The following is a 16,457-nucleotide window of genomic DNA, read 5'->3' on the forward strand; positions in this document are numbered from 1 at the left end:
AAATAAGTTAAATCTTTAAGAGGTTAGCAATATTTCCGCCTAGTACTCGTTGTACGACTTCTTCACTTGAAGCATGGCGTTCAACTGCCAACTTATTTAGGAATGGATCACCATATGGAAAATCAGAACTAAATAAAGTTTTCTCTGGGAGTTCTTTTATAGCCAAAGATAATGCATAGGTTGTATAAAATGCAGAGATATCCAGGTAGGCGTTCTTTGTTTCTTTTGTTAATGCAATAACTTGCAGCCAATGAATTCCTCCCAAATGGCCATAGATTACAGGGACAGTGGGATATTTTCGAGTTAAAGCGAACAATTCCCGAATATCATTTAAATTGAGTGGATGGAATGTATGCACCCAAATCGGAAAGGAATTATAATCACTAGCTGCCTGGAATACAGGCTCAAGCATTTTAATTTGACCTGAACCAAGGGTGAATTCTCCAAGTCCCTTCATTTTATAATCTTTTACAATCTTCTCAACCCAATCATGCAGTTCTCCGGAGGAACTTAAAAGGGGAACTGATCCAAATCCAATAAAACGGTCAGGATATTTTGCGATAGCATCCCTCAATTCTTCTAAAGCTTTTGATCGTGCTTCTAGGGGATTTATTTCGTTATTTAAAATTTGATTCAGTACATCCATTTCCTGAATAAATTCATCGTAGCTTTCACTTTTTTCTGGATGAACAAGCGTAGAGAATAAAATAGTTTTATCTATCCCGCTTGAATCCATCATTTCAATGTGTTTTTCTACAGGTAGAACTACGTGGGCATGACTATCAATGATCATTTTTTACTCTCCTTCCAATAAATTGGCTGACAGCTGATTTCGTCTTTTAGAAAATACTTCAGTAGCTATTGTTAAAATGGTATTTAATGCGACAGGAAAGCCTGCATAAATTAACATTTGCATCATAGCTTCCACAATTTCTTCTTCGGTCCATCCGACATTTAAAGCTCCGTTAATATAAAATTTTAATTGTTCCGTATTTCCTAAAGCAGTTAGACCAGCAACTGCTGCAAGAAGGCGGGATTTTAAATCTAATCCTGGTCTGGAAAAAATTTGACCGTAATTAAATTCCACAGCCAAAGTTCCCAAGTCAGGTGCTGCTGAATCTTTAAAACTGTTCACGATATTTTGATAGTTGTGCGGATCTATTTTTGATAGAACTTCCAATCCCTTTTTGTAGTTTTCTGTATTTTCAGACATTAGATATGACTTCCTTTCTCGAATTCTCTATTTTTTACTGTTCTTTTTTTAGGTAAGCTAAATAAGGAACTAAAAGCAATACCTATCATGAGTATCCCAACTGTACATACTCCATACCAATGCCATTTGCTCCAAGCAAGTACACCTAGATATGATCCTAAAGATCCGCCTAAGAATGTAGATACCATGTATAAACCATTTAATCTGCTTCTCTTTTCAGGAGATAGTTGAAAGATAGCAGCTTGACAAGCAACTTGATTTGCTTGCGTGCCAACTGTTACTAATAGTGCGCCAAGAATTAATCCCGGTAACCAATATCCTAAGAATATTAAGGTCAGAAAAGCGATTAAAGAAATAAACATACATAAGGTATTAGCAAATTTTGATCCTTTTTTATCGATCACCCGGCCAATCATGGGAGTTGCAAAGGCTCCAGCTATTCCCACTAAACCTATTAAACCTGCCGCGGTGCTCCCATAAGAATACGGAGAAGTATTTAATAAAAAAATAAGAGTTGTCCAGAAGGCACTAAAGGAACCAAACATCATTCCTTGACTCAGGCAAGCTTTTTGCAACACTTTTTCTTTTTTAAATAACGGGCCTAAAGATGCAAGTAATGTTTTATACTGCATTGCATGATTTCCTTTGCTTTTTGGAAGATACATTGCCATTAAAATGATCATTATCATTGTGCCAGCAAAAGAAGCCCAATACATTGATCTCCATCCAAAATGGGAATCTGCAAAACCACTGATAAATCGAGCGCCTAAAATCCCACACACTAAGCCAATGGCAACATTCCCTAACACTTTTCCTCTGTTCTCTTCTGAAGCTAAATTAGCAGCAAGAGGAACAATAATTTGAGGGACTATGGTAACAAATCCAAGAATTAAGTTTGCTGCAATCAGCCACGTTACATTCATTGATAAAGCAGTTGCGGCTAAAATTATACATACAATAGATAATAAACTTAGGATCAATTTTCTCCGTTCAAAAATGTCACCTAATGGTACCAATAAAAGATTTCCCAATGCATATCCCACTTGAGTTAAAGTTGCTACAATTCCTATATAGTTTTCAGAAACGTGAAAAGTATTTGCCATACTGACTAAGAGCGTTTGATTTAAATAGACATTAGCTACTGTAAAACCACATGCTGCAGCCATGAGGAGAACTAATCCTTTTGGGAAAGGCTCAGCCCTATTTTTGAAAACCATAAAACTCACCTCCTTCATTTATTAGAATAGATGAAGGTTTATAATGGGAATAGGAGTGTGTTTATCCTATTATTAAAACTACTACTTATAAGGGGAGAAGTTCATGTTAAGTGACAAAGAAAGAAGGAAAGAACTAGGGGATTTCTTAAAAACACGACGGGCGCGATTATCTCCTCAAGACTTTGGTTTACCTATTGGTCCGCGCAGAAAAACAGAAGGACTGCGCCGAGAAGAAGCAGCTCAGCTGGCAGGAATAGGAGTAACCTGGTATACATGGTTAGAGCAAGGGCGTGATATACAGGTATCTTCAGACGTATTGGAGGCTATTTCGCGTGTATTCAGGTTAAATGAAGAGGAAAAAGAGCATCTATTTTTATTAGCAAATCGGCCATTGCTATCTAAGGTGGGAAGACCTCTCGTTGAAAGTGTAAATAGCGTCCTGAAAAATGTATTGAGTCAATTAGAATACTGCCCTACATATGTAACCGACGAAAAATTGAACATAGTAAGCTGGAATAAAGCTGCTGCCGTGGTTTTTGGTGACTTTAATAAAATGAATGATCGAGATCGTAATGCAGTCTGGCGTTGCTTTACGTCTAAAGAATACCGAGACCTCTTTCTTAATTGGGAAGATCATGCGCAACGCTTGATTGCTCAATTTCGTTTAGCCTATACACGTTTTGTCGGTGATGAGTGGTTCAAAGATATCATTAAAGAACTTACCAATAAGAGCCCTGAGTTTCGTAATTGGTGGTCCAAACATGAAGTTCTAGGTACTCCTTGCGGCAAAAAAACACTGCTGCATCCTTTAGTTGGAGAAATGATTATGGATCATATTACTCTTCAAGTGTACGATGCCCCTGAACTAAAATTAACCATTTACCAACCTCGCCAAGAAGGTGAAACAGAACAGAAAATGAAGCATTTGTTAAACTGGCAAGCAGACCTGCAATAAAAGAGTGTGATAAATTCGAACGTATGAAGCGGAATTCGTTTGTCTCTAATATAAGAGCAGGAACATTTTGCATGGATAAATTCCACACAACTGTCTGAAATGAAACAGCCGATTTAGGCTTAACATGGTCAAAATCGGTCTTTTCTTTGTCGAAATTTGCTTAACGCGGGTTTTTTTCGATTTGCTGGAGGTACTTCTTGCAGCCTTTTTTAAAAAATACACTGATTTCGAGATATTATTGTTGCGAAAAGATTTTTTTGTAACTATAATTATTACAGAACTGATCAGTATAAAAAAACATTCATATTTCATAATAAATGTGTGTGTAATCTGAAAACGAAAGGGCTGTTTACAATGGCAAAAGTACTTTATATCACTGCTCATCCTCATGATGAAAAGACATCTTACAGCATGGCGACAGGAAAAGCGTTTATCGATTCTTATAAAGAATCAAACCCGAATGATGAGGTTGTACATATCGACCTTTACAAAGAGAACATTCCTCATATCGATGCGGATGTATTCAGCGGCTGGGGAAAACTTCAATCCGGCACAGGTTTTGACGAGCTTTCTGAAAACGAAAAAGCGAAAGTCGGCCGTCTGAACGAGCTGAGCGATCAATTCGCGTCAGCTGACAAATACGTATTCGTCACACCGCTTTGGAACTTCTCATTCCCGCCTGTTATGAAAGCGTACCTTGATTCTGTGGCTGTAGCCGGAAAATCATTCAAATATACAGAGCAAGGCCCGATCGGTCTGTTGACAGACAAAAAAGCGCTTCACATTCAGGCGCGCGGAGGCTATTACTCTGAAGGACCGGCGGCTGATATGGAAATGGGCCACCGTTACATCGGCATCATGATGAACTTCTTCGGCGTTCCTTCTTTTGACGGATTAATCGTTGAAGGCCATAATGCTGAACCGGATAAAGCACAGCAAATTAAAGAAGATGCGATTGCCCGCGCGAAAGAAGCCGGAAAATCATTCTGATCTTAAAAAAACCCCCCCGCCGTACGGCTGGGAGGTTTTTCATATTAAAGGGCAATCGTCCGTTTTTGTTCGCTGCTTCTCATCGCCGCTTCAATGACACGGATGACATCGATGCCTTCTTTTGCCGTAACGGGAAGCGGTTTTCCGTTTAAGATGCTGTCTGCCAGCAGTTTGTAGTACGTAAGGTAAGAGCCGTTCTCAGAGGGGATTGTTTCTGTATGCCGTTTTTCATCCGCTGCGATTGTCAGCTCTCCGAAGTTGTCAGGATCATCGGCGCCCCAGCTGTCGTCAATCGGCTTTTTGCCCGCTGAAAGCGCATCTTCCTGTCCATCCATTCCGTATTTGATAAAGCTTGCATTCCGACCGTGAATCTGATAGCGCGGGCCGCTTGCCGCATTCATGGAGCCGGATTGAAGAATGACCTGAAGTTTGCCGTAATGGAGCGCGGCCAGAAAATTATCAACGGTTTCACTGTTGTCCCGCTGTTTCATCACATGTGCGGTGACGGATTCCGGCATTCCGAAAAGCAGAAGTGTCTGGTCAATAATATGTGAACCGAGATCATACAGCGTTCCCGTGGCGGGTCCGTTCTTTTCGCGCCATTTTTCCTGTACAACCGGGTTGTATAGATCGTAGCTGACTTGATATGTATGAATGTCTTGAAGCGCCCCGTCCCGAATCAGCTTTTGTATCGTTAAAAAGTCATTGTCCCAGCGCCGGTTGTGGTACACGCTCAGTAAGACGCCTTTATTTTCAGCCGTTCTTCTCAGCTCCTCCGCTTCTGCTGAAGTCGCCGTCATCGGTTTTTCCACGACGGTGTGTTTTCCCGCCAGAAGACATTTCATCGCTGATTCATAATGCGTTCCGCTCGGTGTCGTGACGATGACGAGATCAATGTCAGGATCACCGGTAATGTCTTCAATCGCGCGCACGGCTTCAGCCCCCGGCAGATCACGTTTGACCTCATCCGTTCTGGACGTCATGACTTTTTTGATCTGATAATCATCAAGGACGTCCAAAAGCGGCGCATGAAAAACTTTACCCGACAAACCATATCCCAATATGCCAACTTGTATCGTTTTCAATGAGTTTCCCCCTCTTGATAAGTGATAACATTATATACCCCGCGGGTGTACTGGTAAAACTTGTGTGTTGAAAATTTTTTACACCGGATTTTCAAGTCTGTATAATGAAGATAACGAAGAAAAAAACCGAGGTGGAAAATGGACAAACATACCGAGCATCAATCGTTAAATCATAAAAGCGCCAAGGAAAAAGACCAGATCCTGAACCGGCTGAAACGGATTGAAGGCCAAGTCAGGGGCATTCAGAATATGGTGGATAACGAACGATACTGCGTGGATATTCTCGTGCAGATTTCAGCCGTACAGGCGGCCATGCAGAAAGTCGCGTTTCATCTGCTGGAAGATCACGCCCATCACTGCGTAGCCGGCGCCATTGAGAGCGGAAACGGGGAGCAGGCGATTGCCGAGCTGCTTGATGTTGTGAAAAAAATCGCAAAATCGTAAAATAAAATGTTTTGAAATACCCTACAGGGGTATGGTAACATGAAGAAGAAAAAACAAGACGTGGAGGGAATCATCATGGAACAAAAAACACTGCAAGTCGAAGGCATGTCATGTCAGCACTGCGTCAAAGCAGTAGAGACCGGAGTAGGAGAACTGAACGGAGTGACGGCGGTTCAGGTGAAATTGGAAGCCGGACAGGTGGATGTGACGTTTGATGAGAACAAAGTCTCCGTATCAGATATAAAAGACGCGATTGAAGATCAAGGTTATGACGTCGTATAGGATTTATCGCGCTGCGGAAACGGGCGCGGTTTTCTTTTATCATAATTATACCCCCATGGGGTTTATGGAGAGAGATGAGGACATTGAGTGAACCGAAAGAAATGACCATTCAAGTGGGGGGCATGACATGCGCCGCCTGCGCTTCAAGAATTGAAAAAGGGCTGAAACGGATGGACGGCGTCAATGACGCTTCCGTCAATCTTGCGCTTGAGACTTCAAACATTTCCTATCACCCTGACAAAATCGAAGCAAGCGCCATAAAAGAAAAAATTGAAAAACTCGGCTATCACGTCGTGACGGAAAAAGCCGAGTTTCAGATTGAAGGCATGACGTGCGCCGCTTGCGCCAACCGGATTGAAAAGCGCCTGAACAAAATAGGGGGTGTTGTGAGCGCACCGGTGAATTTCGCCCTGGAAACGGTCACCGTTGAATACAATCCGAAAGAGGTGACACCGAAAGAACTGAAAGAGACCGTGGCAAAACTCGGCTACCGATTAGAAAAAAAGGAAGCGGACGGCCAAGACGGCGGATTATCTCAAAAGGAGAAAGAGCAGCGAAAACAGCTGATCAGGCTGATATTTTCTGCCGTTCTCTCATTTCCGCTTCTATGGTCGATGGTCAGCCATTTTTCTTTTACTTCTTTTATCTGGATGCCGGATATCCTGATGAATCCGTGGCTGCAATTCGCGCTTGCCACCCCGGTGCAGCTCGTCATCGGCTGGCCTTTTTATATGGGAGCGTATAAGGCGCTGAGAAACAAAAGCGCCAACATGGATGTTCTCGTGGCGCTCGGAACGACGGCCGCTTACGCATACAGCCTGTACATGACGATTGCGTCTCTCGGAGGAGACGGACATGTTGAGGGGCTTTATTATGAAACGAGCGCCATTTTGCTGACTTTGATTTTGCTTGGAAAGCTTCTAGAGATGAAAGCAAAAGGCCGCTCATCAGAAGCGATTAAAAAGTTAATGAAGCTTCAGGCGAAGACGGCGGCGGTTGAGCGGGAAGGGAAGGTACAGGTGATTCCGATTGACAAGGTCCGGACGGGGGATATCGTATATGTGAAACCGGGAGAACGTGTTCCTGTCGATGGCGAAGTGATTGAAGGACATTCCGCAATTGATGAATCGATGATTACGGGGGAGAGCATGCCTGTTGATAAGTCTCCCGGAAGCACCGTCACCGGGGCGACGATCAATGCAAACGGCTTTCTCAAAATCAGAGCGGTGAATGTCGGGAAAGATACCGCGCTTGCACACATTATTAAAATCGTGGAAGAAGCCCAAGGGTCAAAAGCCCCCATTCAGCGGCTCGCGGATCACATTTCAGGCATTTTCGTTCCGATTGTGCTGGGGCTGGCCGTGCTGACTTTTCTCATTTGGTATGTATGGGCCGCGCCGGGACAGTTTTCTGAAGCGATCGGCAAATTCATCGCCGTGCTTGTCATTGCCTGTCCGTGCGCACTCGGGCTCGCCACTCCGACGAGCATTATGGCGGGCTCCGGCCGCGCAGCTGAATTCGGCATTCTTTTTAAAGGCGGAGAGCATTTAGAAAAAACACAGCGTCTGACGACCATCGTACTGGATAAAACAGGAACGGTGACAAACGGCAGACCGGTTCTGACAGATGCCGTACCGGCAGCGGGAATGAACGAAGAGGAACTCCTGCGGCTGGCGGCGGCCGCCGAAACGGGATCAGAGCACCCGCTTGGAGAAGCCATCGTTTCAGGAGCCGAAAAACGGGGGATTGCCATCCCAAAAATCACCCGGTTCCAAGCCCGGATCGGTTCGGGGATATATGCCGAGGCTGACGGCAGAACGATTCTTGCCGGATCAAGACGGCTGATGGAATCAGAACACATCGAACATGAGGCGCTGCTTCCTCACATGGCCCGCTTGGAGGCGGAAGGAAAAACGGTGATGCTTATTGCGGCAGACGGCAAAGCGGCGGGGCTTATCGCAGTCGCCGATACAATCAAAGACACATCTCCGGCCGCGGTGAAACGCCTGAATGATATGGGGCTTGACGTCATCATGATGACCGGTGACAACAAAAAGACCGCGGAAGCCATTGCAAAAGCCGCGGGCATCGGCAGCGTGATCGCCGAAGTGCTTCCCGAACAAAAGGCAGCGGAAATTTCCCGGCTGCAAAAAGAAGGCCGGCGCGTGGCGATGGTCGGTGACGGCATCAATGATGCTCCGGCGCTGGCTGTGGCCGATATCGGAATGGCCATCGGCACCGGCACAGATATCGCAATGGAAGCAGCCGATATTACGCTGATCCGCGGTGACCTGAACGGCATTGCCGACGCCATCGGCATGAGCAGGCTGACCATGAGAAACATCAAGCAGAATTTAGGCTGGGCATTGGGATACAACAGCATCGGCATTCCGATTGCGGCGGCCGGCTTTCTGGCCCCGTGGGTGGCAGGCGCTGCCATGGCGTTCAGCTCAGTATCGGTCGTCCTTAATGCTTTGCGTTTACAGAAGGTGAAACAAGACAAAATGGGCTGATGCCTGTTTTGTCTTTTTTATTGACACTTTATTCAAAGCCTGCATATAATAGAGAAAACACATATATGAGTATATGTTCATATATATAAATTCGTTTAGCTGTATTGATGTTATGGGAATCCTATTACGGAAAGTAGGGTGAGTCGAAAATGAAATCAGCCAAAGGTGAATTTGTATTAGACGGACTTGATTGCAGCAACTGTGCAAAAAAAATAGAAAACGGCGTAAAAGCCATTGACGGCATAGACGGCTGTGCTGTCAATTTTGCGGCAAGCACCATCACGGTCTCAGCCGGCGGCAAAAACGAGCAATGGATGAAAGATGAGGTTGCGAAAAAAGTAAAGTCCATTGATCCTCATGTGACCGTTCGTTCGAAGCACGAAGACAAACCCGGCGAGGATGAATACCGCAAAAAGCTGCAGCTGATGTTAGTGAGATTGGGAGCGGGAGCCGTTTTGGCCGTCATCGCTTACTTCGCACACACGGGCGCCGTCCTTGAGTTTCTGCTCTTTTTTGCTTCATATTTGATTATCGGCGGCGATATCGTAGCCAGAGCGGGAAAAAACATTGTCCGCGGCCAGGTATTTGATGAGCATTTTCTGATGGCGCTTGCCACGATCGGCGCATTTATGATTCATCAGTATCCGGAAGGCGTCGCGGTCATGCTGTTCTACCAAATCGGTGAACTGTTTCAGGGAGCGGCCGTCAGCCGATCCAGAAAATCGATCAGCGCGTTATTGGACATCCGTCCTGAGTACGCCAATGTGAAAACGGAAAACGGCATGACTGCCGTTCCGCCGCAGGACGTCAAAGTCGGACAGGTCATCGTCGTGAATCCCGGAGAACGGATTCCGTTGGACGGAAAGGTGCTGAGCGGTTCTTCGATGGTTGATACATCCGCTTTAACGGGCGAATCCGTGCCAAGAAAAGCGGAGCCGGGGCAAGATGTGATGGCCGGATTTATGAATCAGAACGGCGTGCTTCATATTGAAACCTCTAAAGGATATGAAGACTCTGCCGTGTCAAAAATATTGGATCTGGTCGAAAATGCGGCCGGACGCAAAGCGAAAACGGAAAACTTTATTACGAAGTTTGCCAAGTACTATACACCGGCCGTTGTCATTGTTGCGGTGCTTCTCGCCTTTTTACCGCCGCTTCTCGTGCCTTCAGCCGCGCTATCCGACTGGGTGTACCGCGCGCTGATTTTCCTTGTGATTTCTTGTCCGTGCGCACTCGTCGTCTCCATTCCGCTCGGGTTTTTCGGCGGTATCGGAGCTGCGTCTAAAGCAGGGGTGCTCGTGAAAGGAAGCAACTATTTAGAAGCGCTCAATCAGGTGGCATACGCCGTGTTTGATAAAACGGGAACCTTAACGAAAGGGAATTTCGCCGTTACTGATATCAAACCGGCGGCAGGGTTTACAAAAGACAGCCTGCTTCATGCGGCCGCGCTTGCGGAAGCCCATTCCAATCATCCGATTGCTTCTTCCATCCGTGAAGCTTACAATCAACCGCTCTCGGCTGAGGAGATTGAAGAATATGAAGAAATACCCGGACACGGCATTCGGGTGAAAACCGGCGGATCAACGATTTTAGCCGGAAATCAAAAACTGATGGCAAAAGAACAAATCGCTTCCGGCACAGCTGAAAACAACGGAACCGTCGTCTATGTCGCCGTTGATCAGCAGTATGCGGGGGCGATCGTGATCGCCGATGAAATCAAAGAGGACGCCAAACAGGCCATTGCCAATTTAAAAGCGCTCGGCGTGAAGCGGACAGTGATGCTGACGGGTGATTCAAAGCAGACCGGAGAAGCTGTCGGCCGAGAGCTCGGTATTGATGACGTGTACACAGAGCTTTTGCCGGGTGACAAGGTAGACCGCGTCGAAGAACTTGAAGCGGCGCTTTTACCGAATGAAAAACTGATGTTTGTCGGCGACGGGATTAATGATACGCCTGTGCTTGCCAGAGCTGACATCGGAGCTGCCATGGGGGCTCTCGGCTCTGATGCCGCCGTCGAAGCGGCCGATGTCGTCCTGATGACAGACCAGCCGTCAAAAGCAGCCGAAGCCATCCGGATTGCACGCCGAACACGCCGGATCGTCTGGCAGAACATCGGATTTGCTTTAGGCGTAAAAATCATTTTTCTCCTGCTTGGCGCATTCGGATTCGCCACCATGTGGGAAGCGGTCTTTTCAGATGTAGGCGTCACGCTGATCGCCGTTGCCAACGCGATGCGCGTCATGAGAGTGAAAGCGGAATAATTGTCAAAGATAATTCGTTTTTCAGGGTTTTCTTAAACAAGGTTGTCTTGGTAAAATAGAGAAGCGGGCCATCCGGCATCCGCTTCTTTTTTATTTTAAAAACAATGAGGTGTCTGAGTGAAAAAGAAACAATCGTCTGCGAAATTTGCGGTGATTCTGACGTTAATCGTTGTCGTTTTATTTGCGGCCATCGTAATTATTAACAACCAAACGGAAAAAGCGGGCGAAACAGTCGCCGAACAGCCTTCTATTAAAGGACAGCCCGTGCTCGGCAAAGACAGCGCGCCTGTTACGGTAGTTGAATTCGGAGATTACAAATGTCCGTCATGCAAAGTATTTAACAGCGATATCTTTCCGAAAATCAAAAAAGATTTTATCGATAAAGGCGACGTGAAATTTTCATTTGTGAACGTCATGTACCACGGAAGCGGCTCGCGTCTGGCGGCTCTTGCTTCAGAAGAAGTGTGGAAAGAAGACCCGGCATCATTCTGGGCATTCCATGAAAAGCTGTTTGAACAGCAGCCGTCAAGCGAACAGGAATGGGTCACGCCTGCATTGCTTGAAAAGACGGTCAAAAGCACCGCAAAAAAGGTTGATCCTGACAAGCTGAAGGAAAACCTTGATAAAGAGACATTTGCAAAAGAGCTGAAAGCTGACACTGACCTGAATGATAAATTAAACATAACGGCGACACCGACGATTTACGTAAATAACAAAGTGATTAAAAAATTCTCTGATTATGAGGAGATTTCAAAAACGATTAAGAAAGAGCTGAAAAATGAAAAATAGAATTGTATTTTTATATGCTTCTTGGGTGATAGCTCTTGCTGCCATGCTCGGCAGCCTTTATTTCAGCGAGATCAGAAAATTCATACCGTGCGAGCTGTGCTGGTATCAAAGAATTCTCATGTACCCGCTTGTCCTGATTTTAGGAATCGCCACCTTCCAGGGTGACACGCGCGTGAAAAAATACGTGCTGCCGATGGCCGTCATCGGCGCGTTTATATCGATCATGCATTACCTTGAGCAGAAGGTGCCCGGTTTTAGCGGCATCAAGCCGTGTGTCTACGGCGTGCCTTGCTCATCTGAATATATAAACTGGTTCGGTTTCATTACCATTCCTTTCCTGGCATTGACGGCATTTATTCTCATTATTATCTGCATGTGTTTTGTCAAAACGGAACGCACGGCAAAATAAAGAGCCTGCTCCATGGGAGCGGCTCTTTTTCTATTATTTGTACCAAGCTTTGTTTGTCGCAATCTGTCTGTTATGGGAGCTGTCCCAAATATCCACGGAATAGGCATAATCATAATTCATGACGCAGCGGATGCCGCTGCCTTGGGCGTCATGCTGAAGTCCGAAGTTATGGGAAAACTCGTGCTGTGCCGCTTTCGCCGTGTTGGCCGTTCCTTGATCAAGGTTCACGCTGAAAGCCGGGCCGCTCGGTTTGCCGTTATATACATACGCGATACCGCCGGCGTCAAAACTTGATTTTGCGGTAAAACCGACGACAAAATGATAATTTTGATTTCTGAAGCTGCCTTGGAGATTCGATAAAATCTGAGAACTGTTTGAGCCGGAGGAATTCCAAGCCTGCACGGCCTGTACGACGAAATCAATGTTGTGATCACGGTTAAAAGCAACATCCGCCTGCTCCACGATCTGGACGATTCGCGTTTGCCAGTCGCTGTATTTGGCGCGGTATTCAGCGTCCGCCACCGCCAGCACTCTGACCTTCTGGCTGCCCGTGCTGGCTTTAGTTGAGGCTTTATCCTGACTGACATTGGCATTGAATCGTTTCGTGCCGACCTGCTTGCCGTTTTCATCCAGAATTTTTGTGTCAACCGTCTGTTCGACTTGGACCGGGCCCTTCAGATCTTTAAAATGATCGGCTTTCGGAAGCGGGTCCGTATACACCGTTTTCGCCGGCTCCGCATGAGTGTGCGAATGCGTATGGCTTTCGGCTGACGGCAGTCCGGGAATTAATCCGGCGGCCAATAAAACAGGAAAAACAAGTGAACTGATTTTCATCTCATAACCCCCTTTTTGTTAGAGAAAGTATTCAATGAAACTTCCAATAAACCTCCCAAAATAGTATAAAATAGGTAAATGTTCTTGCTCCCAGCCGTTGCGAGTGAGGTTGTCCCGGATTAGGAATCAGAATCTTTCAAAAATAAGGTTGATTTTAAGAGAAAGCGATTATAAAATCTAATGGTCGTCAGAAAATTTAACAAATAAAAAGGAGCATATGGAATGGCCTGGGAGCTGCTTAGTGTAATCGGCATCATTGCGTTTGCGGTCAGCGGAGCGATTGTTGCGATGGAAGAGGAGTATGATATTTTAGGCGTGTACATCTTGGGGATTGTAACGGCGTTCGGCGGAGGAGCGATCCGAAATCTGCTGATCGGTGTTCCGGTCTCCGCCTTGTGGGAGCAAGGCGCGTTTTTTCAAATCGCTCTCGCATCAGTTACGATTGTCTTTTTGTTTCCGAAGCTGCTGTTAAGACATTGGAGTAAATGGGGCAACCTATCCGATGCCATCGGGCTTTCGGCGTTTGCCATCCAAGGCGCTTTATATGCCGTGAAAATGGGCCATCCGCTCAGTGCGGTGATTGCGGCAGCGGTCCTCACCGGCAGCGGGGGCGGCATCATACGGGATTTGCTCGCGGGCAGGAAGCCGCTTGTGCTCAAGGCGGAAATTTATGCAGTCTGGGCCGCGCTCGGAGGGTTAATCGTGGGCCTCGGCTGGGCCGGGGATGCCGCCGGTTTGTATGTGCTGTTTCTTGTGCTTGTGGCATGCCGCATCTGCAGTTATGTGTTCAGGTGGCGCCTGCCGAATCGTTCCTATCATATAGATCAGTAAAAAACCGATTTCACAAACGAAATCGGTTTTTTTTCATAACGGCTTCTGATAAAAAAAGACGCCCGATATGATAAGAAAAAGGGTATTTGACCATAATGCTGAATAATATGTTGCATATATGTTTGTATGATGAAAGCCGGATTTGTCAGCTTGATGTCGGAGGTGCCGCTGATGGCAAAACGTGATAAAGAGTGGAAAGAAGAGCAGGAAAGAATCAATTTTGTCATGAAGGAACTGGAACAGAAACAAACTCATCTTGAAGCCTCATCGGGCGGATTGAAGCAGGATATTGTCGGGCTGAGAAAAACGTTTTGGGATGATGTCACCGTGAATATGGATGACGCCCACGAAGCGGCTGAGACATTTTCAAGCATTAAACAGCAGGCAGAAATGCTTTCAGAACGTGAACGGACGCATCGGCTTCAATACCGGCAGCTTCAAAAAATCCAAAAGCTGAAAACCTCTCCTTACTTCGGCCGTGTCGATTTTACGGAAAAAGGGGAGTCCTCTTCCGAGCGGATTTATATCGGGCTGACTTCTTTGATGGATGAAAACAACGAGCAATTTCTCATTTATGATTGGCGCGCGCCCATCTCATCTCTTTACTATCAATATTCCCCGGGAAAAGCCCGCTATGAAGTTCCCGAAGAAACGATAGAAGGAGACATCACACTGAAGCGGCAGTTTATCATTAAAAAAGGGACGCTTAAAGCGATGTTTAACACGGATATGACGATTGGTGACGAAATGCTGCAAGAGGTGCTGAGCGGGCATTCCGGACAGCATATGAAAAACATCGTGTCAACCATCCAAAAAGAACAGAACGAAATCATCCGGGATGAAAAAAGCAAATATCTCATTGTTCAGGGAGCCGCCGGAAGCGGGAAAACATCCGCGGCGCTTCAGCGGGCCGCTTACTTGCTGTACCGCGGGCGCGGGGTGCTTGATGCCCGTCAGATTGTATTGTTTTCCCCGAACATTTTGTTCAACAGTTATGTGTCCGCCGTATTGCCGGAATTGGGAGAAGAGAATATGGAGCAGGCCACCTTTCAGGAATATATCATCCGCCGGCTCGGACGAAAGTTTGATTGTGAAAGCCCGTACGAGCAGCTTGAATATTGCCTGACTGAACAAATTCAGGACGCACTTTCCGTAAGGCTCGCAGCCATTGCTTACAAAGCGTCATCAGCTTTCCAGGCCATGATTGACCGCTACGCCTGCTCGCTTTCCGGCTCTGGCCTGATGTGTAAACAGATCAGCTTCCGGGGAGACATCCTGATTTCAAAAGAACGGATTGAAGCCTATTTTTATTCGCTTGATCAGCAGCTGCCGATTCCGAACAGAGCGGAGCTGACAGCGGAATGGCTTCTCGCGGAAATCAGCGCTCTCGAAAAAAAGGAGCGTAAGAAGGAATGGGTCTTGCAGGAGAGCGAGCTGCTTGATAAGGAAGACTATGCTGAGGTTTATCAAACACTCAAGAAGCAGGCGGCAGATGATGAACCTGCATTTGACGACCATCAGCGCGAACAGCGGCTGCTTGGCGCCATTATTGTCGGCAAAGCCTTTAAACCGATTAAGCAGGCCGTCAGACGGCTCGGCTTTCTCGATATAAAACGGATGTATCTCCGGCTGTTTTCAGACTGGGGAGCTGATGAAAAGCCCGATCATTGGGAGAGCATCGGCGCTTTGACCAGAAACGCATTTGCAGAACGGTCACTTCCGTATGAAGATGCCGCTCCGTATCTGTATTTGCAGGATCTGTTAGAAGGAAAAAGAAAAAACACACAAATGAAGCACGTCTTCATTGATGAAGCGCAGGATTATTCCCCATTTCAGCTCACGTATATTCAAAGCATCTTCCCAGCGGCAAAGATGACGGTGCTCGGTGATGTCAGCCAGTCGATTTATGCCCACACCATTACGGGCCCTTCTTCCCTCGCCGGCTGCTTTCGCAATGGTGCAGAAAAGTATGTCAGCCTGAAGCGGACTTACAGATCGACGCGGCAGATTGTTGAATTTACGAAAGCGCTGCTGGCTGACGGCGATGACATTGAGCTTTTTAACCGGAACGGGGAAAAACCGCGTGTTTTGCGGACGGATACAGAAAATGCGCGGCAGGAACAATTGGCGGATACAATCCGGGAGCTCAGACAAAAAGGCTGGGAGACGGTCGCCGTCATCTGCAAAACGGCCGCGGAAGCCAAAAAAGTGTTTCAGGCGGTCAGCGCCGAGAGCGGTGTCCGCTTGATCAATAAAGAAAACCAGCCTTTTCAAAAAGGGGTATGCGTCATTCCCGTTTATTTGGCAAAAGGCATTGAGTTTGACGCCGTCATTGCCGCTGATGCCTCTGCTGCCCAGTACAAAAGCGAACATGACCGTAAGCTGTTATATACGGCCTGTACGCGGGCGATGCATCATCTGACCGTATTGTCTCCGGGAGAACACTCTCCTTTTATTAAAGAAGTGCCCGCCGGCTTATTCGTGTAAGCCCTTTGCCAAGTGCAAAGGGCTTTTTATCATTAGTAATCTTAATCGTTGTCATCATGATTATATATTTTACTTACATACAAACTTTCGGTAAAGTTTCAATTAGAATATTATTTTGACAATTCCTATAGAAATAACGTACGTTAC

General features: G+C 46.3%; 15 protein-coding genes. 10 read left to right on the forward strand and 5 right to left on the reverse strand.

Annotation, left to right across the window (positions count from 1 at the left end; genetic code table 11):
• Window positions 1–7 precede the first annotated feature (7 nt).
• The 3 genes from BR62_RS0103415 to BR62_RS0103425 are packed head-to-tail and all read right to left on the reverse strand — an operon-like array spanning window position 8 to window position 2,430.
• The gene (locus BR62_RS0103415) at window positions 8–793 is read right to left on the reverse strand and encodes an amidohydrolase family protein (protein ID WP_032869671.1); all 786 of its coding nucleotides are present in this window, start codon (window positions 791–793) and stop codon (window positions 8–10) included.
• A gap of 3 nt (window positions 794–796) precedes the next feature.
• Window positions 797–1,213: a carboxymuconolactone decarboxylase family protein gene (locus BR62_RS0103420; RefSeq protein WP_007410005.1), complete on the reverse strand. Its 417-nt coding sequence runs from the start codon at window positions 1,211–1,213 to the stop codon at window positions 797–799.
• Complete coding sequence (locus BR62_RS0103425; RefSeq protein WP_032869673.1) at window positions 1,213–2,430, reverse strand: MFS transporter; 1,218 nt, start codon at window positions 2,428–2,430, stop codon at window positions 1,213–1,215. The genes BR62_RS0103420 and BR62_RS0103425 overlap by 1 nt, the downstream gene beginning before the upstream one ends.
• 103 nt (window positions 2,431–2,533) lie before the next feature.
• Between BR62_RS0103425 and BR62_RS0103430 the strand changes: the two genes are divergently transcribed.
• Together BR62_RS0103430 and azoRB are read left to right on the forward strand one after the other, a co-directional pair.
• On the forward strand, window positions 2,534–3,385 hold the full coding sequence (locus BR62_RS0103430) for a helix-turn-helix transcriptional regulator (RefSeq protein WP_007410007.1): 852 nt from the start codon (window positions 2,534–2,536) through the stop codon (window positions 3,383–3,385).
• Between the two features lie 354 nt (window positions 3,386–3,739).
• Window positions 3,740–4,375 carry an FMN-dependent NADH-azoreductase AzoRB gene (gene azoRB / locus BR62_RS0103435; protein WP_032869675.1) on the forward strand — a complete coding sequence of 212 codons (636 nt, stop codon included), beginning with the start codon at window positions 3,740–3,742 and terminating at the stop codon, window positions 4,373–4,375.
• Between the two features lie 44 nt (window positions 4,376–4,419).
• On the opposite strand, the gene BR62_RS0103440 is transcribed toward azoRB, so the two are convergent.
• A complete protein-coding gene (locus BR62_RS0103440) occupies window positions 4,420–5,460 on the reverse strand; it encodes an oxidoreductase (RefSeq protein WP_032869676.1) in 1,041 nt (346 codons plus the stop codon).
• A 138-nt stretch (window positions 5,461–5,598) separates the two neighbouring features.
• Here BR62_RS0103440 and csoR point away from each other — a divergent pair, with 138 nt between their 5' ends.
• The 6 genes from csoR to BR62_RS0103470 all read left to right on the forward strand — a co-directional run bounded on the left by csoR (window position 5,599) and on the right by BR62_RS0103470 (window position 12,158).
• Window positions 5,599–5,904, forward strand: coding sequence for a copper-sensing transcriptional repressor CsoR (gene csoR, locus BR62_RS0103445; protein ID WP_003151723.1), 306 nt, complete (start codon window positions 5,599–5,601; stop codon window positions 5,902–5,904).
• Between the two features lie 75 nt (window positions 5,905–5,979).
• Window positions 5,980–6,186, forward strand: a complete 207-nt coding sequence (copZ, locus tag BR62_RS0103450) for a copper chaperone CopZ (RefSeq protein WP_015240581.1) — start codon at window positions 5,980–5,982, stop codon at window positions 6,184–6,186.
• Between the two features lie 83 nt (window positions 6,187–6,269).
• Window positions 6,270–8,699, forward strand: coding sequence for a heavy metal translocating P-type ATPase (locus tag BR62_RS0103455; RefSeq protein WP_032869677.1), 2,430 nt, complete (start codon window positions 6,270–6,272; stop codon window positions 8,697–8,699).
• Window positions 8,700–8,848: 149 nt separating this feature from the next.
• Entirely contained in the window at window positions 8,849–10,960 is a 2,112-nt protein-coding gene (locus BR62_RS0103460) for a heavy metal translocating P-type ATPase (protein WP_032869680.1), read from the forward strand.
• 117 nt (window positions 10,961–11,077) lie between these two features.
• A complete protein-coding gene (locus BR62_RS0103465; RefSeq protein WP_032869683.1) occupies window positions 11,078–11,749 on the forward strand; it encodes a DsbA family protein in 672 nt (223 codons plus the stop codon).
• A complete protein-coding gene (locus BR62_RS0103470; protein WP_007410015.1) occupies window positions 11,739–12,158 on the forward strand; it encodes a disulfide oxidoreductase in 420 nt (139 codons plus the stop codon). Before BR62_RS0103465 ends, BR62_RS0103470 begins: the two co-directional genes overlap by 11 nt.
• A gap of 33 nt (window positions 12,159–12,191) precedes the next feature.
• On the opposite strand, the gene BR62_RS0103475 is transcribed toward BR62_RS0103470, so the two are convergent.
• The gene (locus BR62_RS0103475) at window positions 12,192–12,992 is read right to left on the reverse strand and encodes a zinc-dependent metalloprotease (protein WP_007410016.1); all 801 of its coding nucleotides are present in this window, start codon (window positions 12,990–12,992) and stop codon (window positions 12,192–12,194) included.
• Window positions 12,993–13,214: 222 nt separating this feature from the next.
• On the opposite strand from BR62_RS0103475, the gene BR62_RS0103480 reads away from it, so the two are divergent.
• Both BR62_RS0103480 and helD read left to right on the forward strand, forming a co-directional pair.
• On the forward strand, window positions 13,215–13,823 hold the full coding sequence (locus BR62_RS0103480) for a trimeric intracellular cation channel family protein (RefSeq protein WP_007410017.1): 609 nt from the start codon (window positions 13,215–13,217) through the stop codon (window positions 13,821–13,823).
• A 171-nt stretch (window positions 13,824–13,994) separates the two neighbouring features.
• A complete protein-coding gene (gene helD / locus BR62_RS0103485) occupies window positions 13,995–16,310 on the forward strand; it encodes an RNA polymerase recycling motor HelD (RefSeq protein ID WP_032869686.1) in 2,316 nt (771 codons plus the stop codon).
• The last annotated feature ends 147 nt before the right edge of the window (window positions 16,311–16,457 follow it).

Origin of the sequence: Bacillus sp. UNC69MF (genome assembly GCF_000746035.1) — a bacterium.
Lineage (GTDB): Bacteria > Bacillota > Bacilli > Bacillales > Bacillaceae > Bacillus > Bacillus velezensis.

Excerpts from the sequence above, each read along its gene's own strand:
- helD (WP_032869686.1), top strand. The coding sequence starts at position 13,995 with ATGGCAAAACGTGATAAAGAGTGGAAAGAAGAGCAGGAAAGAATCAAT.
- csoR (WP_003151723.1), top strand. The coding sequence starts at position 5,599 with ATGGACAAACATACCGAGCATCAATCGTTAAATCATAAAAGCGCCAAG.
- BR62_RS0103415 (WP_032869671.1), bottom strand. The coding sequence starts at position 793 with ATGATCATTGATAGTCATGCCCACGTAGTTCTACCTGTAGAAAAACAC.
- BR62_RS0103480 (WP_007410017.1), top strand. The coding sequence starts at position 13,215 with ATGGCCTGGGAGCTGCTTAGTGTAATCGGCATCATTGCGTTTGCGGTC.
- BR62_RS0103475 (WP_007410016.1), bottom strand. The coding sequence starts at position 12,992 with ATGAAAATCAGTTCACTTGTTTTTCCTGTTTTATTGGCCGCCGGATTA.
- BR62_RS0103425 (WP_032869673.1), bottom strand. The coding sequence starts at position 2,430 with ATGGTTTTCAAAAATAGGGCTGAGCCTTTCCCAAAAGGATTAGTTCTC.
- BR62_RS0103470 (WP_007410015.1), top strand. The coding sequence starts at position 11,739 with ATGAAAAATAGAATTGTATTTTTATATGCTTCTTGGGTGATAGCTCTT.
- BR62_RS0103430 (WP_007410007.1), top strand. The coding sequence starts at position 2,534 with ATGTTAAGTGACAAAGAAAGAAGGAAAGAACTAGGGGATTTCTTAAAA.
- BR62_RS0103460 (WP_032869680.1), top strand. The coding sequence starts at position 8,849 with ATGAAATCAGCCAAAGGTGAATTTGTATTAGACGGACTTGATTGCAGC.
- copZ (WP_015240581.1), top strand. The coding sequence starts at position 5,980 with ATGGAACAAAAAACACTGCAAGTCGAAGGCATGTCATGTCAGCACTGC.
- azoRB (WP_032869675.1), top strand. The coding sequence starts at position 3,740 with ATGGCAAAAGTACTTTATATCACTGCTCATCCTCATGATGAAAAGACA.
- BR62_RS0103420 (WP_007410005.1), bottom strand. The coding sequence starts at position 1,213 with ATGTCTGAAAATACAGAAAACTACAAAAAGGGATTGGAAGTTCTATCA.